A 23,954-nucleotide genomic window follows, 5' to 3' on the forward strand; every position below is an offset into this window, starting at 1 on the left:
CATGTTCAGCTACCTTTCCGCTGCGAGCGCCGGACAGGCGGCAAGGTCGCGCGCCAGTTCGGCCAATGGCGTTTCCCAGTCGCCGGCGCTGGGCTGGGCATAGATCCGCATCGACGGATACCAGGGCGTGCCGCGCGCGCCGACCGGCCAGCGCCAGTCGGGATCGGACTTCAGCAACAGCCAGGTCGGCTTGCCCATGGCGCCGGCCAGATGGGCGATCATCGTGTCGACGGTGATGACCAGATCCGTCGCGGCGATCAGGGCCGCCGTCGCCTTCATGTCGAAGGGGCAGCCGTCCGGATTGAGCACGGGCAGCGTCGTCGCCTCCGGCATCAGGCTGATGCAGGGCGCCATGGCGCAGATCGGCGCCAGCAGGTGCGGCGGAATGGACCGCGCGGGGTCCCACGGTCCCGCGCCATGGCAAAGCCCGACGCAACCATGCGGCAGCACGCCGCTTTCCGCCGCGAGATAGGGCATCGCCGCATCGGCGGGCGTCAGCCGAAGAGCGAAGTCCAGTTCCGTGATCTCCAGATCGCATTCCGACTGCGGCAGCGGATGGGCGTCGATAAAGGGGACGAAGCGGATGCCTCCGCCCGGTCCGGCGATGAGGTCGATCAGCCGCGGCTGCATCTCCACCGTCAGCGAGGCCGTGCGCGCCGCCAGCATCGGCAGGAAGCGCGCGAACTGGATGCTGTCGCCCAGGCCATGATAGCAGCGCACCAGACAATGCCTGCCTTCATAAGGCCGCCCGTCCCATACCCAGCGCTGATGATAGGGCAGCGTCGGATCGTCCCGGCGGGCGGGATCGCGCCGCTGGAGTTCCCGATCCGAAATCGCCCAGGCGGCGGCATGGTCCCCCGCGCGCATCGCAGCCGCCCAATCTGCCATGTGATCCGCCATGCCTGCCCCAATTCCCGCCCGGTGGAGCGCGTTCCGGACCGCCGGCGCGACCCGGACGATCCGCTAACCTATGTGATCGAAATTCCGGCATCGGCGTGTACGGGAAACCGGCCCGCTATCATGGGTTAACGGCCATGCACCTCCCGCCATGCCTGCCGTGTTGAACCACGGCTTTGCCCGTTCGAGGTGGAAATTGACTACCCAATCCCGTGAACCGCTGAAAACCCGCAGGCCGGTGGACAGGCCGCGCCGGGGCGTCATGAAGATGCTCGCCGCCGGCATCGTGACGGGCGCCGCAGACGACGATCCTTCCGCGATCGGCACCTATGCCAGCGCGGGCGCGCGCTACGGCCTTGCCTTCCTGTGGATCGCGCCGGTCCTGCTGCCGATGATGTATGTCGTCGTCTATCTGTCCGCGAAGATCGGGCAGGTCTATGGCAAGGGCCTGTTCGCCTGCATCCGCGATCAGTTCCCGCGCTGGCTGCTGCTGCCGCTGGTGACGCTCGCCTTCGCCGGCAACATCATAGAGGCGGCGGCGGACCTGGGCGGCATCGGCGCGGCGCTCAACCTGCTGGTGCCGATCCCGGTGCCGCTGATCGTGGTGGGCGCGGCTGCGATCATCTTCGCCCTGCAATATTTCGGTTCCTACATGCTCATCCGGCGCGTGTTCCGCTGGCTGGCGCTCATCCTCTTCGCCTATGTGGCGGCGGCGGTCATGGCCCGCCCCGATCCCATCGCGGTGCTGCGCGCCACCTTCATCCCCGCGCTCAGGATCGATGCGCAATCGCTGTCGCTGATCGTCGCCTGCATAGGCACCTCGCTTTCCGCCTATATCTATACCTGGCAATCCAATCAGGAGGTGGAGGAGCAGATCGCCCTGGGCCGCCGCCGGCTCTGGCAGCGCAAGGGCGCGACCGCGTCGGAGATGAAGCGGACGAGCCGCGACGTGCTGACCGGCATGATCTTTTCCAACCTCATCCTCTATTTCATCCTGCTCGCGACCGGGATCACCCTGCACGCCGCCGGACGGACGGAGATCGAGACCGCCGCCGACGCCGCCGCCGCGCTGGAACCCATCGCCGGTCAGGCCGCGAAATTCCTGTTCGCGGCCGGCGTGGTCGGGGTGGGCTTCCTGGCGGTGCCGGTGATGACCACGGGCGCGGCCTATGACGTGGTGCAGGGGCTGGGCCGCGCGGGCAGCCTGCATGACGCGCCGCAGGACAACAGGCTGTTCTATGCCATCATCGCGGCGGTGACGGCGCTGGCGGCGGCGATGAACTTCCTGGGCTTCAACCCCATGAAGGCGCTGGTCTGGTCGGGCATCGTCCAGGGCTTTTCCGTGCCGCCGCTGCTGCTGCTCATGATGCTGCTCACCAACCGCCCGGCCGTGGTCGGCGCGCGCACCAATGGCCGCTGGACTAACCTGCTGGGCTGGACGACGACCGGCGTCACCTTCCTCTGCGCCCTGTCGCTGGCGGCGAGCTGGCTGCTATGAGCCTATTCCCGACGCATTTCCAGATAGCCGCCGTCGAAGCTCGCGATGCGGACGAGGCCGTCCCAGTCCAGCACGCGGATGGTCCGCCCGGTCCAGGACAGGACACCCTGCTGCCTCAGCCAGCGAACGACGCGGTTCATGTGCACCGGCGTGATGCCGAGCGCGTCGGCAATATGCGCCTGCGTCGCCTTGAATTCGAAGGCCGTGCGCGAACCCTGGCCCGCGCATTCCAGCCGCAACGCCATTTCGCACAGCAGATGCGCGGTGCGCGCCGCCGCATCCCGCCTGCCAAGGCTGACCACCCATTGGGCGATGATGGAAGCGTCGACCACGCAGTCGCGCCAGAAGGCCTCCGCCACGCGCGGATGGGCGCGCGAGACCCGCAGCAGTTCCTCATGCGGGATCTTCAGGTAGGTCAGCGGCGCGGAAAGGGCCTGAACCGCCCATTCCACGCGCGGCAGCATGGCGGAATGCAGGTCGCACATGTCGCCGGGAATATACATCGCCGTGATCTGCCGCATGCCGTTGGGCAACTGCCCGAACCGCCCCGCAAGGCCTTCCGCCACCAGGCAGGAATAGGTCACCAGATGACCGGGAGGGACGATGTCGACATTGGGCGACACCTGCGCCAAATGGAAGCGCATGGACAGGATCGCCTGCCGTTCCTCCTCCGTCAGCGGGGAACGGATCAGAAGCCGGTTCAGGAAATATTGCAGGGCAGGATGCGGCATCAGCCGACGCTCCCCACAAGAGGGCGCAATGGCCGCAGGGCGATGATGCGCGAGGGGGGCGGCCTGCAGGATCGCCGCAGGTCAGCCACCGAACGTCACGACATCGCGAAAATAGATCGTTTCCAGCTTGCGGCCCTGATCGTCCTGCAAGACCAGATGATGATCGAGATTGACAGGCCGGCCGTGGATGACATGTTCCGCGATGATTTCGCGCCCGCTGCGGATCGCTTCGGCCCGCGCCTCCGCCACGTCAGCAAATTGCTGACCGGCTTCGTCGATCACATTGTCGTCGTTGAACAGGTGAATGTGGAATATCGGCATGGGTGATAAAATCCGTGTTCGAAACATTGTTCCGGCGTCAGGCCGCGTGATCCCACGACGACTTCGGCGGAGGTCAGCCCCCGTTGTCGTCGCCATCCAGGCCACGCGCCAATTCGTCGAGCCACACCGTCGCGGTCCCGTCCGACGGCGCCCGCCAGTCGCCTCTGGGCGACAGCGCGCCGCCGGAGGAGATTTTCGGGCCATTGGGCAGCGCGGACCGCTTGAACTGGCTGATCGTGAAGAAGCGGTAGAGGAAATTTTCCAGCCAGTGCCGGATCGTCGGCAGATCATAGGCGCGTTTGGCGCTCTCCGGATAATCCGTCGGCCATGCGCCGCTTCCGGCGTCGCGCCAGGCGTGCCATGCCAGAAAGGCGACTTTCGACGGCGGCAGGCCCAGGCGCACGATATGATGCAGGAAGAAATCGTTGAGCGCATAGGGGCCGACCCGATCCTCCGTGCTCTGCAAGGCGCCGTCCTCCCCCGCCGGCACCAGTTCGGGCGAGATTTCGGTATGCAATATCGCGTCCAATATCCGCGCAGTCGCCGCATCGAACTGGCCGGTCGCGATGCACCAGCGGATCAGGAACTGGATCAATGTCTTGGGAATGGCGCTGTTGACCGCATAATGGCTCATCTGGTCGCCCACGCCATAGGTGCACCAGCCCAGCGCCAGTTCGCTGAGGTCGCCCGTCCCCACGACGAAGCCGCCATGCCTGTTGGCCAGCCGGAACAGATAGTCCGTGCGCAAACCCGCCTGCACATTTTCGAAGGTCACGTCATAGACCGGCTCCCCCCGCGCGAAGGGATGCCCCATGTCGCCCAGCATCTGGCGGGCGGCGGGGCGGATGTCGATCTCCTCCCCCTTCACCCCCAATGCGTTCATCAGCGCCCAGGCATGGCCCTTGGTCAACTCGCCCGTGGCGAAGCCCGGCATGGTGTAGCCCAATATGGCCGAGCGCGGCAGGCCCAGCCGGTCGCAGGCCTTGGCGGCGACGATCAGGGCATGGGTGGAATCGAGGCCGCCCGACACGCCGATGACGAAATGCCGGCCCGCGGTCGCGCGAAAGCGCGTGACCAGCCCCTCGACCTGGATATTGAAAGCTTCGTAGCAATCCGCCGCAAGCTGCCCCGGATCGGCGGGGACGAAGGGAAAGCGCCGGGGCGACCGGTGCAGGCCGACATCCTTGCCGCCGCGCAAAAACGGAAAACGCACGGTACGGAAGCGGGTTTCCGGATGCCCGGCCGCGGCCGCATTGTCGTTGAAGGTGCCGTTGCGCATCCGCTCCAGCCGCAGCCTCTGCACATCGACATCGGCGTAGAGCAGTTCCGCCGCATCCCCGAACCGCTCCGATTCCGCCAGCAGTTCGCCCAGCTCATGCACCATGGCCTGCCCATCCCAGGCCATGTCCGTGGTGCTCTCGCCCGTGCCCGCCGCCGAATAGGCATAGGCCGCCTGACAGCGCACCGACTGGGAGGCGGATAGCAGATGCCGGTCGCGCGCCTTGCCGATGGTGATGTTGGAGGCCGAAAGATTGCACAGGATCAGCGCGCCCGCCATCGCCCCCATGGTGGAGGGCGGCAGCGGCGCCCAGAAATCCTCGCAGATCTCGACATGGAAGATGAAGTCGGGACAGCTGTCCGCCGCGAACAGCAGGTCCGTGCCGAACGGCGCGACATGGCCGCCGACGTCGACTTCCAGCCCGGAAAGACCGGCCCCGGACGCGAACCAGCGCTTTTCATAATATTCGCGGTAATTGGGCAAATAGCTTTTCGGCACCACGCCCAGCAGCCGCCCGTCCGCAATGACCAGCGCGCAATTGTAGAGCCGCCCGCCGCGCCGAAGCGGCGCACCGATCAGCAACACCGGCCAGCCGGCGCTCGCCTCGATCAGCGCCGCCGCCTCCCGTTCCACCCGGTCGAGCAGCGCTTCCTGCAGGTGCAGGTCGTCGATCGCATAGGATGACAGGCATAGCTCGGGAAACAGCAGGAGGTCGGCCGCGCCGCCCGCCGCCTGCCGCGCAAGCGTCCGGATCGCCTGTGCATTGGCTCCGACATCGCCAACGCTGCCCTTGGGCGTCGCCGCCGCGACACGGACAAGGCCGTGGCTATGGATCGACGCGAACCTTTCAACCTCGCTCAAGGGCATGCCTCATCATCTCGAGCGCGACCCGGATGGACCTGATCCGCACGGGTCCTCGCCCTATGTCCCCGAAATGCTCTTCCCGATGCTCGGTCGGCCCGCCTCGTGCGGCGCAGGCGAAATGGACCAGGCCCGCTTCTTCCCCGGGCGGGGCCGCGCCGGCATAGCCCGTTATGGCAAGCGCGATGTCCGCATGGGACCGTTCGATCGCGCCATCGGCCATCGCCATGGCGACCTCCCGGCTGACCGCACCGCAGGCCGCGATCCGCTCGCTGCGGATGCCCAGCAATTCGCATTTGGCATCCTCGCTATAGACGACGAAGCCGCGTTCGAAGGCATGGCTCGCGCCCTCCACATCGGTCAGCAGCGACGCCAGCAGCCCGCCCGTGCAGCTTTCCGCCGTCGCCAGTGTCAGTTCGGCGGAACAACAGTCCTTCAGCAACGCGGCGGCGGCATTCTCAATATCTTCGGGAATGATGGGCGACAGGGTTTCCGCCGTATCGCCCTTCCCATCCGATGCGCTCATGGCGGGCCATCCTCATTCTAATGCACGATCCGGCGCAGGGCATCGATCAACTGGCGGGACAAGGCCCATTTGGGCACGAGCGGAGCGCCGGGATGAGCGTTGACGGCAGGATGCGCAAAGGCGCCGGTGCAGAACAGATAAGGGATGTCATATCGGTCCAGATCGTCGGCGAGCAGACCGACATCCCCATCCCTCACCCGCACGTCGAGCACCGCGCCCGCCGGGAAGTCCGCCGCGACCGCCGCCATGCCGTCCGCCAGGCTGGCATATGGACCGTCCACCTCATAATCCGCGTCTTCCAGCAGGTCCGCGATGATGCCCGCTATCGCCGGATCGTCCTCCACCAGCAGGATTTTGGGATTTGCCGCCATGGCGCCTCATCCCAATCCGAAATGCGCGCGATAGCGCTCGAAACAACGCTCCCCGCATTGAAGGCGGATCAGCGCGCCTTCCGCCATCGCCGTCGCCCGCCGTGGGTCTTCGGCGACGAGCGGCACTATGGCTTCGTCGTTCCAGTCGCGGCTATGCTTGACGTCCAGCACGGCATGCAGATCGAAATAGCGCCTTTCGCTGCCGCTGAGCCCGATGCGGCGCAGGCCCTGGGCGGTATGGGCGGAACGGCCGGGCGCGGTCAGTTCGATCACGCCCAGCGCGCCGACGCTGTGCCAGGCATAACAGCGCGACGTCGCCATCGCCGTCATCGCATTGGCGAGGGCCAGGCTCTGCCAGACCGTGCTCTCGACCCCGATGTCGAGGTGGAGTATGTCGACCAGCTGGCCCAGCATCGGGCCGTGCATGCCCTTGGCATTGCCGCGGCCCATCTCGTCCCAATAGTTGCGCGCCAGTTCCAGCTTGGCGCGCGGCGGCAGCTTCACCTGAGTCAGGGCGACCAGATCGTCGAAACCCGCTTCCCCCGCCGCTTCCTGCGAAAGGAACCATCGAATCTCGTCCCGGCTCGCCTCCTGCGCCAGCCAGGGGAAAAGCGCGTCCTTCTGGCCGGGTCCGCTTTCCTTCAGTCCTTCGAACCAGGCGATGAACCCGTCCGGGTCGGTCGGCGCCTGCGCCGCTTCCTCGCGAACCTCCGCGCGTAGCTCCTCGATAAAGCCATGCTCCAGACGAAGCATCCGCCGATCGCGGTCGAATCTCTCCGCCGTCATGTCCGAAGGAAATGCTGGCGAAAGCCGTTCACGATTCCAGTAGGTAAGTTCCTCCTGAAACGGCTGCTGCAGAAATTGTGACCCGTGATATTCCCATTGTGTCGCCACGATAAAACCTCTCATTCATCATGGCTAAAAATCCCGGGACAGGCGAGCGTTCCTGAAAATCTTACTGATCCGGATCAACTCTGCAGGAAACGACCATGATGACTGCCGGACGGGTGCCGACAATCATCCTGGTGAAACGATCAGGGAACCCGTCGGCCCGCCACAAGCTGATAGACGAGGACGACCAACGCCAATACCAGCAGCAGGTGGATCAGTCCCCCGCCCACCGGCACGATGAATGCGCCCAATGCCCAGAGGATGAGGAGGATGATAAGGATGGTCCACAACATGATCGGCCTCGCTGTCGCTAAGTCAGGCTGGATAAGTCGCGCCGCCTGCGATTGTTCCGACGCGATCCATTCCCGTGCATGAAATATGGCGGCTCCGCTCAGGAAGCCGCCATGTCCGGGGTCCGGCGTCGGCCGTCAGCGCTGGGTGACGGTCGTGGTCGTCTTCTCCACCACGGAAGCGCGGGCCGGGCTCGTCGTGCGCTGCACCACCTTGCGCTTGACCGGAGCGGCCTTGCGCGTCGCAGTAGGGGTGGTCTTCACGGTTTCCGTGGTCACCGTAGTGGTCGCGGGCGCGGGCACCGCTGCGGCGGCGCGGGCGGCGCGGGCGTCTGCGGCCGCGGAAGCCGCTGCGCGCTCGGCGGCTTCGGCGCGCGCATTGGCCGCCGCGGCATCCTGCTGCGCGGCCACGGCCGTCGATGCATGCACCTGGGCGTCGGCATCGGCGCGCAGCCGGCTTTCACCGATGGCAGTGTCCGCGAATTGCTGCGCTTCCACCGCCGTCCGGATGGCGGCCTGTTCCTTGCCGCTCTTGAGATGCTCCTGCGCCAGACGCAGGGACGCCTGGGCCTTCGCCAACACCGCCGGATCGAAGTCGCCGGCCTTCAACTTGCCCGCCGCATCGATTTTCCCCTGGGCCTGCGCAATCGCCGCAAGCGCGCGTTCTTCATCGCCCGCCAGCGCGGGCGTGCTTGCCAGGAACAGGGCCGATGCAGCAGCGAAAGCACGCATGGAAAAGCTGATCTCACGCATATACTCTCCTGTATTCGTTTCTTGAGGCCACGAGAACGAATCATATGGCGACTGTGTTCCACTTGGATGATGCGGATGCCGACTGTCGCATCCTCCGCCAAGGTCAACGCCTGATCTTCGATGCCGATATATTTCTCTTCCGGATGGGAACAGGATTGCACCGGAATATAAGGCGGCCGCTCTAACCTGCATTATATGGCTTGCCCCGGCATCGGGGAACCTGCCCGCGCGAGCCGCCGTTCTTCCGCCGAGGAGGCTGTCTGCACATGACACCGAAGAACTGGAGCCTTGGCCTCGGTCTTTTCTCCATCGGTCTGGGACTGGCGGAAGTCGCACGGCCACGCGCCATTGCGAGGCGGCTGGGGCAGGACCATGCCGCCGCCCGTGCGACGATAAGGCTGTTCGGAGCGCGCGAGCTGCTCGCCGGCGCAGGCATCCTCGCGGCGCCGGCGCATTCCACGCGGGTCTGGAACCGCGTGGCGGGCGATGCCCTCGATCTTGCGGCGCTCGCCCTGGCCAGCCGGCGCCGCCCGCTCTGGGGGCCGATGGCCTTCGTCATGGGCGCCACGGTGGCGGACATCATCGTGGCGCGCGCACTGGACCGAAAGACCGGGAAGATGTTGCCGCTGTCTCCCGGCAAGCCGCGCACACCCCCCGATCCGCCTGCCGACAACCAAGGGTCCCCCACCACCATAGAGCCGGACGACATGGCGTTTCACCATGCGCCGCCGGTGCCCGCGCGACAGGTGCGATGACCGGGGCGGGGAGATGACCTCCGCCCCCCTCAATCCGCCGCCCTGTCGTGGCGCCCGCGGCAGCGACCTGCCGGCCTATGTCGGCAACGGCACGATCGGCCTTCGGGTGCGGGAAATCCCCCTGCTGGCGGGTTCCGCGATCCTGAACGGCGTCGTCGGTCCCGATCCGGACAAGGGGATCGAAGCGGCGGTGCCCATCCCCTACCCGCTCGCCGCCGACATCGCGATTGGGGAGGCATGGCTGTCGGACCAGCCCTGGGCCGCCGAAGACCTTCTGCAGAGCTATGACTTCGGCACAGGGGAACTGTTCAGCCAGTTTCTCTTCCGCATCGGGGACGTGGCGCTGACCGTGGAGGTCACGACCTTCGCCAGCCGTAGCGACTGCTCGCTCGTCCTGCAGGAAAGCCGCATCACCGCCGGGCAGGCCTGCTCGATCCGGCTGCGCACGCTGGTCGATTCCCGCCCGGCGCAGGGGCGCATGACCGAAAGGCGCACCGGCGGCCCCTCCGCCGGCGGGGGCGAAGGGTCGCTGCTCTGGGTGCCCGAGGGCGATCTCAGCCATTGCGGCATTGCCTTCCACAGCCGCTGCTCGCTGACGGATGACAGCATGATCGCGCCGAAATTCGGCTCCGGCCCTCTGGTCGCCGAATATCGCGTCGACCTGAGGGCCGGCCAGCCGGTGGAGCTGCATCAGATCGCCGCCCTCATCCCCTCCATCGTGCATCACCGGCCAAGGGAGGAGGCGGTCAGACGCGCCAGCCTGGGCGCGCGGCGCGGGCTGGCGCGTCTGCGCGCCCTCAATCGGGAAAGCTGGGCGGAAATCTGGAAGGGCCGCATCGTTGCGCAAGGCGCGGAACCCCGGCATCAGCAACTGATCGACGCCGGCTTCTACTATCTCAACGCCTCGGCCCACCGCTCTTCACCCGCCGCGACATCCATGTTCGGCCTCGCCCATTGGCCGGGCTATCATTATTATTACGGCCATGTGATGTGGGACATCGACGCCTTTTGCGTGCCTCCCCTTCTGCTCCTGCAACCTGGCGCCGCCCGCAGCCTGATCGACTTCCGGGCGCGCCATGTCGAGGCTGCCCGGCGCCATGCCCGGCTGGATGGGAAGCCGGGCATGCGCTTCCCGTGGCAGGCCGCGCCCCTGAGCGGGGAGGAGGCCGCTCCGGACGACGGCCCGGCGGCAGCCTTGGCCGCCCATCTGTCCCTCCACGTCGCCCGCGCCTTTTCCCTGGACGCCGATTGCACGGGCGATCTGCGCTACCTGCGGGACCGGGGTTGGCCGATCATCGCCGGCGTTGCCGACTGGCTGACCGGGAGGCTGGAACGCACCCAGCGCGGCGCAGAGCTGCCCTGCGCCACTGGCCCCGCCGAAGTGCCGGATCCGCCGGACAATGACAGCTTCACCCTGATGACGGCCGCCGACCTGCTGAAGCGCGCGATCCGGATCGGCGCCGGCATCGGCGCCGACATCCCGGCGGCCTGGCAGGACATGCTGGACGCGCTCTATCTGCCGCGCCGGAGCGACGGGGTCATTCCCGCGCATGAAGACTTCCGGATCGACGAGGACAAGGGCGCCACGCCCAGTCCGCTGGCGGGCCTGTTCCCGATGGACTATCCCGCAGGCGAAAGGGAGCGGCAGGCGACGCTGGACTTCTTCCTGTCCCGCTGGCGCGATTATGTGGGATCGCCCATGCTGGCCGCCTTCTATCCCGCCTGGGCGGCCATGGCGGGCGACCGGAAGCTGGCGCTCGACCTGTTCGAGGAGGGCTATGCCGCCTATGATGCGGGACGGTTCCACCAATGCCTGGAATATCGCGTCGACCATCCGGACTCGGCCGTGCCCGCCGGCCCCTTCCTCGCCAATATCGGCGGCATGCTGATGACGATGCTGTTGGGACTGCCCGGCCTCCGCATCAGCGGCGACAGTCCGGAGGCATGGCCCCACCGCCCCGTGACGCTGCCATCGGGCTGGTCCTCCATCGCCGTCGATCGCCTCTGGGTGCGGGGAAGGCCGATGCGGCTGATCGCGGAACAGGGCAAGGATCGCGCTCAGATCCTGCCGGCATAGCCCGGCCGCCGCAGCAGGCGCCCGCCGCGCAGCCGCAACCGGCCGAGAAATCCTTCCCGCTGCAGCGTATAGGCTCCGCCCGCCGCCACCAGGGCAATGCCCAGCAGCGAAACCCCGTCCGGCAGGGCGCCGAAGGCCAGATAGCCGACCAGCGTGGCGAACAGCACCTGCGCATAGGAGAAGGGCGCCAGGAACGACGCCTCGCACCGCCGGTAGGCCAGGATCAGCAGCAATTGCGCGGCGGCATAGAGCAGGCCCATCAGCGCCGCGGCCGCCACCTCCCACCGGTCCATGGCCGTGAACCACAAGGGGCTGCCCGAAGTCAGGACCAGCAGTCCCAGACCCGACGACCAGAACAATGTGATCGACAGCGGATCACGGTCCCCGATCCGGCGTGTCACGATGATGCCCAGCGCGCCGCATAGCGCGGAACCCAATGGCAGGAGGGCGGAGGGCGCGAAGGCGCCCGCCCCCGGCCGGACGACGATCAGCACGCCGGCCAGACCCAGCAACATGGCGGTCCAGCGCCTTCGCCGCACGACCTCGCCCAGCAGGGGGACGGACAGCATCGTCACGAAGGCGGGCGTTGCGAAGGATATGGCCGTCGCCTCCGCGACCGGCAACCGCCCCAGGCCCAGCAGGAAGAGGCTGGCGGAAAGCAACAGGCACAAGGCGCGCAGCGATTGCAACCCCGGTTGGCGGCTGCGCCACGGCACGCTGCCCGCCCGCACGGCCAGCATGGCGGCAAGCATGAAGAAAAGCAGATAGCGCAGCCAGGCGACCTGAAATCCGGGAAGCGTCTTGCCCAGCCCCTTGGCAAAGACGTCCGAAATGGAAAACAGGAACACCGCGCACAGGATCATCCCGATCGGCCGCCAGGGCGAAGCGGGCCTTTCCGCCGCCGCCTCCACCTGCGGCGGCACGCCGTCAGGGCCGGGCCATCCTACGATGGGCTCGCCGCTGCGCATCAGGTCCAGTTGGCGCTGTCGGCCGCGTCGATGCTCAATGTTCCGCCGCTGACGAAGCGCGCCTCGTCGCTGAGCAGGAAAAGCGCGCCGGCCGCAATGTCCTCCGGCTTGACCCAGGCATAGCCCATCGGCGTCGCATCCCTGCGCGCCTCCAGATAATCGTCGCGCGTCGGATTCTCCTTGTCGGGGACCACCTGACGGAAGCGTTGCTCGCTGGACATCATCGGCGTGTCGACAGGCCCCGGCAGGATCGCGTTCACGGTGATGCCGGCCTTCGCCACCTCCAGCGCGGCGACCTTGGCAAGGCCGATCAGCCCCCATTTGGACGCCACATAGGGGGCGGCGTTGGGCTCGGCATGGCGCGCATCGCCCGAAGCGACGACGATCACGCGCCCGCGCCCGGCGTGGCGCATGCTGCGCAGCGCGGGCGAGAGGATGTTGAACACCCCCAACAGATTGTTGCGGACCACCGTCTCGAATATCTCGGGGGAAAGGTCGACGATCTCGCCCTCGATCGTCAGGGCGGCATTGGCGATCAGGAAATCCAGCCCACCGAAGTGCCGCTCGGCCAGCGCCACCAGTTCGCGCGCCAAGGCCGGATCGCCTGCATCGCCGACCTTCCAGACCACCTCCGCACCCAGCGCTTCGCAGATGCGCTGGGTCTCCGTCAGGTCGGCGCGGGACGTCCGGGGATAGGGCGTGCCTTCGGGCAAGCCCTCGCAAATGTCGCAGATCACCAGCCTGCACCCTTCCCGCGCCAGCGCCACGGCGAAGGCCCGCCCGATGCCGCGCCCCGCCCCGGTGATCAGGGCGGATCGCCCGGTGAAGCGGGGCGTGGACGTGACCGGCGGCGCGGCGGGCGGATCGGCGGGGTGGGGCATGACGGCGCTCTCCGGCTCGGGAAGACGACCCATATCGCTTTGGCGTGGCGGGCTGTTCCGGAAAGCCGCCCCGAAACGCGCATGACGATGACCTGGGTTAGCATCTCTCCCGCCCCCCCCCCCCGATTCCTTCCGGCCCGACCGCATGAGACAAAAGGCGCAAGGGCCAACTTATGTTAGTGATCCCAATCCCTTGCCGGGCGTTTCATCTTCCACGTGGAAGATGATGCAGGGAAGCGGCCTTCATGAAACGATATGCCTATGGATGGATCACGGCGATATTCTTCCTGGTTTCCATCGTCGGTCACTGGGCGTTCGGATGGCTCGCCTATGTGGACGACGCGCGACAACATGGGCAGGCCGCCGAATTCACGCAATATGCCGTGGAAATGGGCCGCGACACTTTCGAGAACTGGCAATCGGAATTTCTGCAACTGATCTGGCAGGTCGTCGGCCTTGCCTATTTCCTCTATGTCGGCTCCCCCGCGTCGAAGGAGAATGACGACCGCATGGAGGCCAAGATCGACGCGCTGCTGAAACTGCAAGGCGGGGAGAAGGCGGATGCGCTGATCGCGGAACTGGACGATCGCTACCTCCGAACCCATGGCCACGCAAAGCCGCACGGCCATTTCACAGGCTGAAGGCCAGCCGCATCACAGGCCCTCCAGGCGGAGAGCTTAACCTGCTTTAGTGCATGGAGGCCTCGCGCCACTATAAGCGGCCAGTCAACGCCATCGCCCCCGAATGGGGGCACGCAAGGAAGCAGGATTGTCGGATATACCAGCTACAGCCAGGGCGGCAGGCGGTTCGGACGGAAAATCAGAGATCGATGCCGGCGCCTGGCTGGCCGCCATCGTTGAAAATTCCGACGACGCCATTCTGAGCAAGACGCTGGACGGCATCATCACGACATGGAACGGGGGCGCCAGCCGCCTGTTCGGCTATTCCGCCGAGGAAGCAATCGGCAGGCCGGTGACGATCGTCATTCCCGAAGACCGCCTGCATGAGGAGGATCATATCCTCGCGCGCCTGAGGGCGGGAGAGCGGATCGATCATTTCGAGACGGTTCGCCGGCGCAAGGACGGGACGCTCATCGCAATATCGCTGACGGTTTCCCCCGTCCGCAATGCGGCTGGGCAGATATTGGGGGCATCCAAGATCGCGCGCGACATCACCGCGCAGAAGCGCGCAGCCGCGCAACAGACCCTGCTGCTCAAGGAGATGCGCCACCGCGTCAAGAACCTCTTCGCGCTGGCCACCGGGCTGGTGGCGCTGAGTGCGCGCGGAGCGAAGGATGTCGGGGAACTGACGCGCGATCTGACGGCGCGGCTGATGGCGCTCGCCGCCGCGCACCAGCTTACCTTGCCCGATGTGGACAATGAGGGGACGGCGGGAACCGCCACGACCCTGTTCTCGCTGCTGGAGGCCATCGTCGCGCCCCATGAACTGGCGGATGAGCGCAAGCGCATATTCGTGAAGGGCACGGACCTGGCCATCGGCGGCGGCGCGTTGACGTCGGTCGCGCTGCTGCTGCACGAACTGGCGACCAATGCCGCCAAATATGGCGCGCTCTCGACGCCGGACGGCCGGCTGGACGTCACCGTCAGCATCCAGGATGACGATGCGCTCATCCAGTGGGTGGAATGCGGCGGCCCCACCCTGGACCGGGCGCCGGATCGCGAAGGCTTCGGAACGGCGCTGGAGCAGGCGTCGCTCAGGGGAACGGGCGGCACCCTCGTCCGGTTGTGGAAGGATGCCGGCCTGACGATAGAGATCCGGTTCAGGCTGAGCCGTCTCAGCCAATAGCGGCGCTCAATACCGCTTGAGCAAGCGTTCGACCGTGGGGGCGGCCGACCCTTCGCGGCCCGATTTGTCCTTGATGTCGCGTTCCAACGCGTCGCGGATGGCCGCGATCTGCGCATCCGTCAGATGTTCGATGCCGACAAATTCCACGCGCGCCCTGTCCAGGGCCCGGATGATCTCGTCCAGTTTCGCCTGCATGGCCGCGCCGTCGCGGTTCTGGCTGTTCTGGATCAGGAAGACGGCGAGGAAGGTCAGCACCGTCGTGGCGGTGTTCACGATCAACTGCCAGGTATCGGAGAAATGGAGAAAGGGCCCCGACACAGCCCAGAGGAGGATCAGCAAGGTGGATATGATGAAGGCCTGGGGTTGTCCCATGAGGCGTGCACTGCTGGTGGCGATTTTGGTGAAAATTCGATCCATTATTTTGCGCCTGCGACAATATGGCCCCCATCGGAAAGGATAGGTGCGAACCGAACCGCGGACATTAACTTATGATAGTGCCGGCGGGCCGTCGGTTTTCGGGGCAGGAGCGGCGCAATGCTTCGACCGTCGCGGGAAGATTGCCGGGATACAGTCGCAAGGCGGATGCGTTGAACGCGAAGGAAGCAAGGCGGCACGGAGCGCAGGCATGAAACTGGACTGGCACGGCGAAGACGGCGGAGCGGGCGCCACCATCATCCGCGATTTTTTCGTGGAAGGGGAAAGCGACAGGCTGACCGACGTGCTGCTTTGCGCGCCTTCCCATCTGGAGCCGGTTCCCTGCTGTTCGGTCACGCGCGAAAGCCTGCGCAAGGGACTGGCGGTTTCGGTCGACAAGGCCGAACGGCAACATCGCGCCCTGCGCGGGGCATTGGCCGATCATCAGGTGCGGTGCCATCTTCTGCCGACGCATGCCGATCTGCCGGACCTCTGCTTCACCCGCGATACGGGCGTGGCGACGCCCTGGGGCCTTGTCGCGTTGAATCCCGCCATGCCGCACCGCGCGCGGGAAGCGGACCATGTGGCGCAGGCCTTGTCCCGCCTCGGCGCCCGTCCCGTCCGTCGCATCTGCGAAGGCAGGATAGAGGGCGGCGACATCTGCCTGGCGCGGCGCGGGCTGCTGATCCTGGGCATATCCGGCGAGCGGACGGACGAGGCGGGCGCCCATGCCTTTGCGGAGCCCTTTGCCGCCAATGGCTGGGACATTCTCCGCTACGCTTTCGATCCGCATTTCCTCCATCTCGACACGCAATTCTGCATGCTCGACGCCCATCATGCACTGGCCTGCGTCGACGTTCTCGACGACGCCTTCCTCGCAGCCGTCGAGGCGCGCGGCATCACGCTGCTGCCCGTTTCCTACAAGGAGGCGCGTGGCCTGGGCTGCAATATCCTCTCCATCGACGGCCGGACGATCCTGATGGGCGCTGGGCATGACGACGTCGCCGCCCGGATCAGCGCGGCGGGATTTCAAGGCGTCGCGCTGGACGTGTCGCAATTCGCCGCCTGTGGAGGCGGCATCCATTGCATGACCATGCCCCTCCGGCGGACGGCCGGCTAGGCGGGCGCGAAAAGACCCCAGACGGTCCTTTCCCGAAGTCGTTCATCTGGGTTAGCGCCAGCGCATGAAAGGGGCCGGCGTCCGGAACGCCGCAAGCGCCGCTCCGTTGATCCTTCGATCATATCAGGAGGCAGGAATGGCGCAAAAAGGTGCAGGCGGAAATCCGGGCGCGGTCACGAAGAAGGGCGGCGATGGCGCTCATGGAAGCACCGGCACGGGCCGCGGCGGCGGCAATAACGCGCGCGGCAGCGGCAGCGCCAGTTCCGGCAAGAAGAAGGAAGACGGGAAAGCGGCCAGCGGAAAGGGCGACCGCTAGAGCCAATCGACATTCAGGTCTGGCGGCCTGCCAATGATGCTTTTGCGTTTCCGGCGCCGGGGGTACAGCGGCGCCGGTCGGCATCCAGTTCGCGCCGGTAGAAACAGGCGATGGCCCTCGGCATTCCGGCCGTGCCATCCTGGCATTTCCGCAGGTCATTGCCCGGCCGGAACCGGCCTGGCGGTCGGACCGAAGCTGGCGTCCAGCGCCTCCGCCTCCCTGCGATGCGCCGCGATCACCGGGACCATCTCCCCGGCCATCTTCTTCAGCACGGGATAATCGCCCCGCCGGGCATAGCTGCTCTGCAGGTTGAAGGCCTCCAGATGCGCCGCCGCCTGTTGGCCGACATAGACGCTGTCGAATTCCCGGTCGCCCGAACCGTTGAGGGCGCCCAGCATCGCCCGGCGGCGCGCATCGATATTCTGCGGGATGGCGATGTTGACCGGATTGTCCGCAACGAAGCGCCTGAGCCGCTCGCCGCTCTTCTGGTGGTCGGAGACCATCTTCCGCGCAAAGGCCTTCACCTCGGGCGCGCGGGCACGCACCATGGCGATCTTGCCCGCCTCTATCTCATACATGTCGCCGATCGCGGCCTGCGGAATGTAGAAGGTGGTGGTCACCGCCTCGTCAGGGCGGGAGACGCCCTCGGGCTTCGGCCCTTCATAATGCTTGGCCACCGTGGCGCTGCCATTGGCCGGTCCCCGTTCGGACGCGCCATCGGTCTGGTTGCAGGCGGAAAGGGCCAGCACGGCGAGGCAGGCGGGCAGTCCCGGCCGGAACGAACGGCCGCCGGTCATGGCTGCGTTCCGTTGCCGGCCGCGCCCGGAGCGCCGATGCCCGGCATGGCGTTCGCGCCACCCATGTCGCCAGCGGCATTGATCGCCTCCTGCTGGTTCGTTCCGCCGGGCACCCTGCCATTCTCATTCTGCGCGGCGGGGCTGCAGGCGCAAAGCAGGGCGGAGGACGCCATCAGGATCAGGGCGGTCGATATGGGACGGGGCATGCTGGGACAAAGCATGAGGTTCTCCTTCTGCGGGGCTGCTGCGGCGACAACGCCCGGCAGGCCGAAGGGCAGCGTCCGTGCGATAACCCTATGTTAGCGCGGGCGCGCTTTTCCCCTTTTGCGGCGCGGCCGTCCGCCAGCCCGGGAACCCCCTGCCGATGGGCCGCGTATAAAGGCTTTCCCCCATCCCGTGCGCCGCCATCCTGACGATGGAGCGCGACACATCGCGATTGGAGACGGCCCATGTCGGTGACAGGTTTGACGGCGATCATCGTCCTCGTGGCGGCCGCGCTTCTGGGCGTCGTGCTCTACGGTCTGCACAGGGGCCGGTTGAGCCGGGGCGGCGCGCTCGCGGCGGCGATCCTCATATTGGCGGCCGCCTCCGTCATCTTGGTCTATCCGTCGGTTCTGACGACGACGCACATGAGCTGAAGAGGAGAGAGACACCATGACGATCGAGGATGAAGCCCTGACCGACGGAGACATCGCCACCGCCGGCGTCCAATGGGTGGCCGCGCTGGTCGGCAGGTTGGTGGAGAAGGGCCTGATCACCACCCAGGACGCGCAGAGCATCGCGTCGGAAGCGCGCGAACAGTGCAGGGCGGAGGGCGTGGCCAAGGCCGCCCGCGTCATCGCCGCCCTGTCGGAAGAGGGCGAACCGCGCGGCTGAACCGGCCGGTTCCCGCCTAGAGCCAATCGACATTCAGATGATGACGAGCCGAAAATGGTGGTTTTCGGTGACCCGGAGCGCAGCCTACTCAAGGTAGGTGAGCACCGGAAGCACGGAAAAGCGTCATTTGCAGGCCGTCAGGGCTGAATGTCGATTTGGCGCTAGCGGTCGATCTCTCCGAACACGATGTCCAGCGATCCCAATATCGCCGTCACATCGGCCAGCATATGGCCGCGCGTCAGGAAATCCATCGCCTGAAGATGGCTGAATCCGGTCGGCCTGATCTTGCAGCGATAGGGGGCGTCCGTGCCGTCGGCGACCAGATAGACGCCGAATTCCCCCTTGGGGCTTTCGGTCGCGACATAGACTTCCCCCGCCGGAACGTGGAAACCCTCGCTGTAGAGTTTGAAATGATGGATGAGCGCTTCCATCGACCGCTTCATCTCGGCCCGTCGCGGCGGCACCACCTTGTTGTTGTCGCTCGACACGCGTCCGCCGGGCATGGCGTTCAGGCACTGGCGCATGATGCGGGCGGATTGCCGCACCTCCTCCACGCGCACCAGCAGCCGGTCGTAGCAATCGCCCCGGCTGCCCACCGGTATGTCGAAATCCATCCGGTCATAGACGTCATAGGGCTGGCTCCGGCGCAAGTCCCACGGTACGCCGCAGGCGCGCAGCATCGGCCCTGAAAAGCCCCAGCGCAGCGCATCCTCCTTTGAAACCGCGCTGATGTCGACATTGCGCGCCTTGAAGATCGGGTTGTCGATGGCAAGGCCGACGGCATCCTCGAACATGGTGGAATAATGGTCCAGCCATGCCCCTATGTCGTCGAGCAGCTTTTCCGGCACGTCCACGCGCACCCCGCCCGGCCGGAACCAGGCCGCATGCATCCGCGCGCCCGATGCCCGCTCGTAAAAGCCCATGAGCTGTTCCCGAAGCTCAAGCAGCCAGAGATTGGGAGTCATCGCCCCGACGTCCATGATATGTGCGCCCACGGAGAGCAAATGATTCTTGATCCGCGTCATTTCCGCGAACAATACCCGCAGATATTGGCCGCGCATGGGAACTTCCAGATTGAGCAGCTTCTCTATCGCCAGAACGAAGCTATGCTCCTGACAAAGGGGAGATACATAGTCGAGGCGATCGAAATAGGGGAGCGCCTGCAAATAGGTCTTATATTCTATCAGCTTTTCCGTGCCGCGATGCAGCAGGCCGAGATGCGGGTCGACCCGCTCCACCACTTCCCCATCCAGTTCCAGCACCAGTCGAAGCACGCCATGGGCCGACGGATGCTGCGGTCCGAAATTGATCGTGTAGTTGTGGATGGCGGTGTCGCCGGGCGTCGGCTCCTCTCCTGCTATGGGATGAGCGAAATTCCGGGTGGCGCTGGTCGGTTCGCGGGCCATCATGTCCTTCCATCCGCCCCGTTCAATGGCAGGAGCGGCGCATCGGTAAGAGGGGGCGGCCTGCGGATGATCACGGGCGAGCCGGACGATGAGGAGAAGAGTAGAGCGGAACCGCCCCGACCGCATCGGAATGGACGCTGATCCATCTTAGCGCGGAATCGCCTTTGCCGGAACGCGGAAACACATCCTTTCCTATGTTAGCGCAACCCATGAATGGGGAAGAAATCGCCTCCGGATTCATCTGTGTTGATGACATCTTCTTTCATCCGCGCTTCTTCATCGGAAGATTTGCGACAAAACAGCATGGCAAGGCGCAGCATGATCAACAAGGATGAACGACGGCGCAGGCTGGTCGCGAAACACCCGATTCCCGGCATGATCAAGTCGGGCAGGCAGGCGGCATGATCATCATAGCCATCGTCGCGGCGGTCGCGCTGGCGGGATTGACCGGCATCCTCGTCGCGCTGCGTCGTCGCCGGGTCGGCGTGTTCATGGCCATGCTGATGCTCATCGTCCTGCTGGCCATTTGCGGCATGGCGCTTCTCTATCCCGCAGCGCTCACGCTGCGGTCGCCGGGCCGCTGAACGCCCTCAACCGAGTGCGACGTCGAGGCAGGTCATCACCGCAAGGCCGATCAGCAGGCTTCCCTGGGCGGCATGCCCGTCCTCGCCAAGTTCAGGGGCGATCTGGCTCATCACGACGCTGATCATCGCCCCCGCCGCAAGGCACAGGGCGATCGGCAACAGCATGGCGAAGCGATGCACCAGCGTCGCGCCCAGCGCACCGAATACCGGTTCCACCAGTCCCGATGCCAGCGCCCCGGCAAAGGCCAGGAGCGGCGGATAGCGCAACGCCAACGCGCTGCCCACGGCGAAACCTTCGGGTATGTTCTGGATTCCGATGCCCAGGGCCGTGGCATAGCCCTCTCCCCCCGCATCCCGCGCGAAGCTGACGCCGACCGCCAGCCCCTCCGGCGCGTTATGCAGCGTGATCGCCGCGACCAGCAGCCAGATGCGATGGCCCGTCCGGTCCAGCCCCTCCTCACTGGTGAAACGCTCGACGGAAAAGCGCCCGAGGGCAAGCAGCAGCGCCCCGCCGACCAGAACCGCCACGGCAATCATGGCCGCCGCCGGCCAGGAGCCGATGCCCTGCCGGTCCAATATGCCGATGGCGGGCACGATCAGAGAGAAGAAGGAAGCGGCGAGCATCACGCCCGCCGCAAATCCCAGCATCACGCCCTGACAGCGCGCCGCCGACCGGCCGATGCCCAACATGGGCAATCCGCCCAAGCCGGTCGCCGCGCCTGCCAGCAGGCTTGCAATCGTGCCGGCCAGAACCGGCGACAGGTCGATGCTCAATGGCTGGCCTGCTCTCCTTGGCTGCGCAGCGCGAGGAACCTGTCGATCACCCTGGGCAGCATCTCGTCCAGGAACGTGGCCATCGCCAGTTCTTCGCGCAGGCTTTCCTCCAGCACGGGAATGGCCGCCTCGAACCCGCCCGCCCTGGCCATGGCGATCAGGGCCTTGTAGGCCGCCGCCTCATAATTCTCGAACGCATAGTTGGCGAGGCTGTTCTTGATGACCTCGTCCGGCGCCAGCGCGTGGGACAGCGCAGCAACGCTGCCCCCGAACTTCAGCGCCGCGTCCTTGATGGCCGACGGACTGTCGCCCAGCGCGTCCAATATGCCCTCCAGCCGTTCTATCTGGCGTTCGGTTTCGCCCCTGTGGCTGCGAAGCCGCGCCTCGACCTCGGTATATTGGGCGAGATGCTCGATCTGCCGGTCCATGATGCCCAGCGCCTGATGCTCGACGGCATGGGCGTCGCGCAGGCCGACGATGAACATGTGCCGGACGGTGTCCTGGTCCATCTCACTCCCCGTCGGACTGGAGGGGGCTCTTGGCGGCGGCCTGCGACCGGGCGTCGGCCATGTCGCTCGCCCCGCCCAGATCCTCGTCGCTCAACTTGCCCGCACCCGGCCCGCCGCCCAGGTCCGCGCCGGTCACCGGATTGGCGTTGGGATCGGACTGCAGCCGGCCGGTCATGGCCGCGAAATCCTGCATCTCCTGCTCGCGGAGCGTGACCGAGGCCTGGCCGTCGCCGCCATCGACCGGCAGCTTGCCCTCGACATCGTCCAGCCGTTCCCATTGCTCGCCCGTATTCCAGGGGCCGACCGCATCGCCCTCCCCCTGGGAGGCGTTGACATAGAGGTTGGCATAGGGAGCAAGGCCGGGCAGCTTGCCGGCGGGGAAATTGTCCTTGATCGAATAGAGCGCCTTCTCGAAGCTCTTCTGGTGCGAAACCTCCCGCGTCATCAGGAAACCCAGCGCATCCTTGACGCCCGGATCGTCGGTGATGTTGATCAGCCGTTCGTAGATGATCTTGGCCCTGCTTTCCGCCGCGATGTTGGACCGCAGGTCGCAGGTCGGGTCGCCGCGGCTGTCGACATAGGCGGCCGTCCACGGAACGCCCGAACTGTTGGTGAGCGAAGGCCCGCCGCCATAGAGGATCGACTGGGTATGGCTGTTGCCGCCCGCATTCAGCGACATGTAGAGTTCCGCCTCCTCCATCGACGCTTCGGTCAAGGCCGACTTCGCGCCCTTGTTCAGCATGGCGACGATCGATCCGATCACTTCCAGGTGACTGAGTTCCTCGGTCGCAATGTCCAGCAGCATGTCCTTCCGGCCGGGATCGTCCTCGGCAAGACCCTGGGTGAAATAGCGCATTGCCGCCGCCAGTTCTCCGTCCGGTCCGCCAAATTGTTCCAGAAGAAGCGAAGCGAGCGCCGGATTGGTTTCCGAAACCCTGACCGTATATTGAAGCCGCTTATTATGCATGAACATGGAATGGTCTCCTCAGACTCCGCTGCCGGATGAAAATATGTCGGGATGATGGGTGCGGGCGCTGGCCCCGCCGGGTTTGAATTCGCCGTGCAGGATATGGCGGACGCAGGCCAGCACACCCCCGGCGATCAGAACCATGGCCCCGGCGCCCAGCACCGCCGCCATGACCGCCTCCCGCCGAAGCGGCGCGCCGGTCAGCCAGACATGGAGCAGGATGCACAGGGCCGCGATCCCCGCCGCCTCTATGGCCGCACCGACGAGCAATCTTGCCGTTGCCCTGGCGCTTCTATTTACCCTGCTCATGATTGCTCCCACATCGAACAAGGACAGTTAAGCCTCACCGGGAGCAAGCGTTCCGCGATCCGCGATGGAACGCTAATGCAGTTTACAGCGAACCGATCTACGATATTTCCGCCGTAAAACTTCGACTGCGATCCGGAACCATTCCGGATCGACAATCATGGCGGCCCGTATCATGAAAGTAGCGGAAGCAGAAGCCTGGAAACTTCCGCCCCCACCCGGCAGGATTTCCGATGAAGGACCGGCAACCGGGTTCCGGCTGCGCTTCCGGTGGCGAACGCCGCGCCATGGAAAAGACCGTCCGAAGCTGATCCAGTTTATCGTCCTGCGCGGATCGCCCCTCCACCCGATGCGTTGCTTTTGAAAGCGGATATTTTCAGGAAGACGCGCGATGAACGACCGCAATGCATTTCTGCAAGGGCAAGGATCGCCCATCAGGGACGACGCGGCGCCGCCCGAACAGGGCTGGCGCGGCGAACGCGCCGCCGACGAACCGGCTGGAAAAGGTCCAAGGCGGCGCCGGATCGGGGGCGTGAAGGCGGAGGTGGAGGACATATCCGGCACCGCCTTCGTCGAGGCGGGCGGCGCGGACATGGCGTCCACCCACGACGACGGCGACGGCGACGGCGAAGACAGGCGCATGCAGCCGCGGCAGGAAGGCGGCAGGCGCTCCCATCCGGACGGGGTCAGCGATCTCGACATGTCCGCGACGAGTCCCGGCGGGGAAAGCGCCGGCGCCCCCTATCCGCACGGGCGCAGGAAGTCGAAGAACGACTTCGGCAGCCGCATGGGCCATGGCGGGCAGACGGAGATCGGCTATCACGGCACCGGCCATCTGGGCGGCCGCAAGGTGGGGGAGGACGACAATCGCAACGGCGTCGCTGAAACGGACGATTGACCCTGTTGCGGCCCGGCAACCCGTTGATATTTCGGCTTCGCAGGCAAGCGGCATGGACGGCGGCGCCATTCGGGCATAGCAA

Annotated in this window: 31 protein-coding genes; 11 read left to right on the forward strand and 20 right to left on the reverse strand. The window is 66.0% G+C overall.

Annotated features, from left to right (window positions below; genetic code table 11):
- Positions 1 to 9: 9 nt before the first annotated feature.
- On the reverse strand, positions 10 to 888 hold the full coding sequence (locus tag EWH10_RS01015; RefSeq protein WP_229742416.1) for a glycosyltransferase family 9 protein: 879 nt from the start codon (positions 886 to 888) through the stop codon (positions 10 to 12).
- A 271-nt stretch (positions 889 to 1,159) separates the two neighbouring features.
- On the opposite strand from EWH10_RS01015, the gene EWH10_RS01020 reads away from it, so the two are divergent.
- Complete coding sequence (locus EWH10_RS01020) at positions 1,160 to 2,395, forward strand: NRAMP family divalent metal transporter (RefSeq protein WP_044662672.1); 1,236 nt, start codon at positions 1,160 to 1,162, stop codon at positions 2,393 to 2,395.
- A 2-nt stretch (positions 2,396 to 2,397) separates the two neighbouring features.
- Here EWH10_RS01020 and EWH10_RS01025 read toward each other — a convergent pair whose 3' ends face one another.
- From EWH10_RS01025 to EWH10_RS01060, 8 genes are all read right to left on the reverse strand, one after another.
- Positions 2,398 to 3,126 carry a Crp/Fnr family transcriptional regulator gene (locus tag EWH10_RS01025; protein WP_044662673.1) on the reverse strand — a complete coding sequence of 243 codons (729 nt, stop codon included), beginning with the start codon at positions 3,124 to 3,126 and terminating at the stop codon, positions 2,398 to 2,400.
- 81 nt (positions 3,127 to 3,207) lie between these two features.
- A complete protein-coding gene (locus EWH10_RS01030; RefSeq protein WP_025550110.1) occupies positions 3,208 to 3,447 on the reverse strand; it encodes a DUF6894 family protein in 240 nt (79 codons plus the stop codon).
- 73 nt (positions 3,448 to 3,520) lie between these two features.
- Positions 3,521 to 5,593: an NAD(+) synthase gene (locus EWH10_RS01035; protein ID WP_044662674.1), complete on the reverse strand. Its 2,073-nt coding sequence runs from the start codon at positions 5,591 to 5,593 to the stop codon at positions 3,521 to 3,523.
- Positions 5,574 to 6,113 carry a CinA family protein gene (locus tag EWH10_RS01040; protein ID WP_044662675.1) on the reverse strand — a complete coding sequence of 180 codons (540 nt, stop codon included), beginning with the start codon at positions 6,111 to 6,113 and terminating at the stop codon, positions 5,574 to 5,576. The genes EWH10_RS01035 and EWH10_RS01040 overlap by 20 nt, the downstream gene beginning before the upstream one ends.
- A 17-nt stretch (positions 6,114 to 6,130) precedes the next feature.
- Positions 6,131 to 6,484, reverse strand: a complete 354-nt coding sequence (locus EWH10_RS01045) for a response regulator (RefSeq protein WP_025550112.1) — start codon at positions 6,482 to 6,484, stop codon at positions 6,131 to 6,133.
- A 6-nt stretch (positions 6,485 to 6,490) separates the two neighbouring features.
- Positions 6,491 to 7,393: an iron-containing redox enzyme family protein gene (locus tag EWH10_RS01050; protein ID WP_044662676.1), complete on the reverse strand. Its 903-nt coding sequence runs from the start codon at positions 7,391 to 7,393 to the stop codon at positions 6,491 to 6,493.
- Between the two features lie 125 nt (positions 7,394 to 7,518).
- Positions 7,519 to 7,668: a lmo0937 family membrane protein gene (locus tag EWH10_RS01055; protein ID WP_130029753.1), complete on the reverse strand. Its 150-nt coding sequence runs from the start codon at positions 7,666 to 7,668 to the stop codon at positions 7,519 to 7,521.
- Positions 7,669 to 7,803: 135 nt separating this feature from the next.
- On the reverse strand, positions 7,804 to 8,418 hold the full coding sequence (locus EWH10_RS01060) for a hypothetical protein (RefSeq protein WP_044662678.1): 615 nt from the start codon (positions 8,416 to 8,418) through the stop codon (positions 7,804 to 7,806).
- Positions 8,419 to 8,684: 266 nt separating this feature from the next.
- Between EWH10_RS01060 and EWH10_RS01065 the strand changes: the two genes are divergently transcribed.
- Positions 8,685 to 9,173, forward strand: coding sequence for a hypothetical protein (locus EWH10_RS01065; protein WP_044662679.1), 489 nt, complete (start codon positions 8,685 to 8,687; stop codon positions 9,171 to 9,173).
- 13 nt (positions 9,174 to 9,186) lie between these two features.
- The gene (locus tag EWH10_RS01070) at positions 9,187 to 11,250 is read left to right on the forward strand and encodes a glycoside hydrolase family 65 protein (RefSeq protein ID WP_065846648.1); all 2,064 of its coding nucleotides are present in this window, start codon (positions 9,187 to 9,189) and stop codon (positions 11,248 to 11,250) included.
- Here the strand turns inward: EWH10_RS01070 and EWH10_RS01075 are convergent.
- Both EWH10_RS01075 and EWH10_RS01080 read right to left on the reverse strand, forming a co-directional pair.
- Positions 11,232 to 12,218 carry a DMT family transporter gene (locus tag EWH10_RS01075; protein WP_052628238.1) on the reverse strand — a complete coding sequence of 329 codons (987 nt, stop codon included), beginning with the start codon at positions 12,216 to 12,218 and terminating at the stop codon, positions 11,232 to 11,234. The two genes, EWH10_RS01070 and EWH10_RS01075, sit on opposite strands and share 19 nt — an antisense overlap.
- Positions 12,218 to 13,132, reverse strand: a complete 915-nt coding sequence (locus tag EWH10_RS01080) for an SDR family oxidoreductase (protein WP_052628239.1) — start codon at positions 13,130 to 13,132, stop codon at positions 12,218 to 12,220. Before EWH10_RS01080 ends, EWH10_RS01075 begins: the two co-directional genes overlap by 1 nt.
- 212 nt (positions 13,133 to 13,344) lie before the next feature.
- Here EWH10_RS01080 and EWH10_RS01085 point away from each other — a divergent pair, with 212 nt between their 5' ends.
- Entirely contained in the window at positions 13,345 to 13,740 is a 396-nt protein-coding gene (locus tag EWH10_RS01085) for a DUF6766 family protein (protein WP_044662681.1), read from the forward strand.
- A gap of 127 nt (positions 13,741 to 13,867) precedes the next feature.
- A complete protein-coding gene (locus tag EWH10_RS01090; protein ID WP_065846014.1) occupies positions 13,868 to 14,905 on the forward strand; it encodes a PAS domain S-box protein in 1,038 nt (345 codons plus the stop codon).
- A gap of 6 nt (positions 14,906 to 14,911) precedes the next feature.
- On the opposite strand, the gene EWH10_RS01095 is transcribed toward EWH10_RS01090, so the two are convergent.
- Positions 14,912 to 15,322 (reverse strand): low affinity iron permease family protein, encoded by a 411-nt coding sequence (locus EWH10_RS01095; RefSeq protein WP_065846013.1) that lies wholly within the window; start codon positions 15,320 to 15,322, stop codon positions 14,912 to 14,914.
- 208 nt (positions 15,323 to 15,530) lie between these two features.
- On the opposite strand from EWH10_RS01095, the gene EWH10_RS01100 reads away from it, so the two are divergent.
- Positions 15,531 to 16,439 carry a dimethylarginine dimethylaminohydrolase family protein gene (locus EWH10_RS01100; RefSeq protein WP_044662683.1) on the forward strand — a complete coding sequence of 303 codons (909 nt, stop codon included), beginning with the start codon at positions 15,531 to 15,533 and terminating at the stop codon, positions 16,437 to 16,439.
- Between the two features lie 136 nt (positions 16,440 to 16,575).
- Entirely contained in the window at positions 16,576 to 16,755 is a 180-nt protein-coding gene (locus EWH10_RS01105; protein WP_044662684.1) for a hypothetical protein, read from the forward strand.
- 155 nt (positions 16,756 to 16,910) lie between these two features.
- Here the strand turns inward: EWH10_RS01105 and EWH10_RS01110 are convergent, their stop codons facing one another.
- Complete coding sequence (locus EWH10_RS01110; RefSeq protein WP_044662685.1) at positions 16,911 to 17,552, reverse strand: DUF4142 domain-containing protein; 642 nt, start codon at positions 17,550 to 17,552, stop codon at positions 16,911 to 16,913.
- Complete coding sequence (locus EWH10_RS01115; protein WP_025550128.1) at positions 17,549 to 17,773, reverse strand: hypothetical protein; 225 nt, start codon at positions 17,771 to 17,773, stop codon at positions 17,549 to 17,551. The genes EWH10_RS01110 and EWH10_RS01115 overlap by 4 nt, the downstream gene beginning before the upstream one ends.
- Before the next feature lie 228 nt (positions 17,774 to 18,001).
- Here EWH10_RS01115 and EWH10_RS01120 point away from each other — a divergent pair, with 228 nt between their 5' ends.
- Both EWH10_RS01120 and EWH10_RS01125 read left to right on the forward strand, forming a co-directional pair.
- Positions 18,002 to 18,190 carry a hypothetical protein gene (locus EWH10_RS01120; protein ID WP_025550129.1) on the forward strand — a complete coding sequence of 63 codons (189 nt, stop codon included), beginning with the start codon at positions 18,002 to 18,004 and terminating at the stop codon, positions 18,188 to 18,190.
- A gap of 16 nt (positions 18,191 to 18,206) precedes the next feature.
- A complete protein-coding gene (locus EWH10_RS01125) occupies positions 18,207 to 18,428 on the forward strand; it encodes a hypothetical protein (protein WP_044662686.1) in 222 nt (73 codons plus the stop codon).
- Between the two features lie 161 nt (positions 18,429 to 18,589).
- Here the strand turns inward: EWH10_RS01125 and EWH10_RS01130 are convergent, their stop codons facing one another.
- Together EWH10_RS01130 and EWH10_RS01135 are read right to left on the reverse strand one after the other, a co-directional pair.
- Entirely contained in the window at positions 18,590 to 19,834 is a 1,245-nt protein-coding gene (locus EWH10_RS01130) for an NADH-quinone oxidoreductase subunit D (RefSeq protein WP_083198893.1), read from the reverse strand.
- Positions 19,835 to 20,031: 197 nt separating this feature from the next.
- Positions 20,032 to 20,217, reverse strand: a complete 186-nt coding sequence (locus EWH10_RS01135) for a hypothetical protein (protein WP_044662687.1) — start codon at positions 20,215 to 20,217, stop codon at positions 20,032 to 20,034.
- 18 nt (positions 20,218 to 20,235) lie between these two features.
- Here EWH10_RS01135 and EWH10_RS01140 point away from each other — a divergent pair, with 18 nt between their 5' ends.
- The gene (locus EWH10_RS01140; RefSeq protein WP_065846012.1) at positions 20,236 to 20,418 is read left to right on the forward strand and encodes a hypothetical protein; all 183 of its coding nucleotides are present in this window, start codon (positions 20,236 to 20,238) and stop codon (positions 20,416 to 20,418) included.
- A gap of 6 nt (positions 20,419 to 20,424) precedes the next feature.
- On the opposite strand, the gene EWH10_RS01145 is transcribed toward EWH10_RS01140, so the two are convergent.
- From EWH10_RS01145 to EWH10_RS01160, 4 genes are read right to left on the reverse strand one after another with little or no spacing between them, the layout of a single operon-like run.
- On the reverse strand, positions 20,425 to 21,192 hold the full coding sequence (locus EWH10_RS01145) for a ZIP family metal transporter (RefSeq protein ID WP_044662689.1): 768 nt from the start codon (positions 21,190 to 21,192) through the stop codon (positions 20,425 to 20,427).
- A complete protein-coding gene (locus tag EWH10_RS01150; protein ID WP_065846011.1) occupies positions 21,189 to 21,701 on the reverse strand; it encodes a ferritin-like domain-containing protein in 513 nt (170 codons plus the stop codon). The genes EWH10_RS01145 and EWH10_RS01150 overlap by 4 nt, the downstream gene beginning before the upstream one ends.
- 1 nt (position 21,702) lies before the next feature.
- Positions 21,703 to 22,674 (reverse strand): manganese catalase family protein, encoded by a 972-nt coding sequence (locus tag EWH10_RS01155; protein ID WP_044662691.1) that lies wholly within the window; start codon positions 22,672 to 22,674, stop codon positions 21,703 to 21,705.
- Between the two features lie 12 nt (positions 22,675 to 22,686).
- Positions 22,687 to 22,977 carry a hypothetical protein gene (locus tag EWH10_RS01160; protein WP_044662692.1) on the reverse strand — a complete coding sequence of 97 codons (291 nt, stop codon included), beginning with the start codon at positions 22,975 to 22,977 and terminating at the stop codon, positions 22,687 to 22,689.
- Positions 22,978 to 23,365: 388 nt separating this feature from the next.
- On the opposite strand from EWH10_RS01160, the gene EWH10_RS01170 reads away from it, so the two are divergent.
- On the forward strand, positions 23,366 to 23,872 hold the full coding sequence (locus EWH10_RS01170) for a hypothetical protein (RefSeq protein WP_044662693.1): 507 nt from the start codon (positions 23,366 to 23,368) through the stop codon (positions 23,870 to 23,872).
- Positions 23,873 to 23,954 lie beyond the last annotated feature (82 nt).

Source organism: Sphingobium fuliginis (genome assembly GCF_004152845.1).
Lineage (GTDB): Bacteria > Pseudomonadota > Alphaproteobacteria > Sphingomonadales > Sphingomonadaceae > Sphingobium > Sphingobium fuliginis.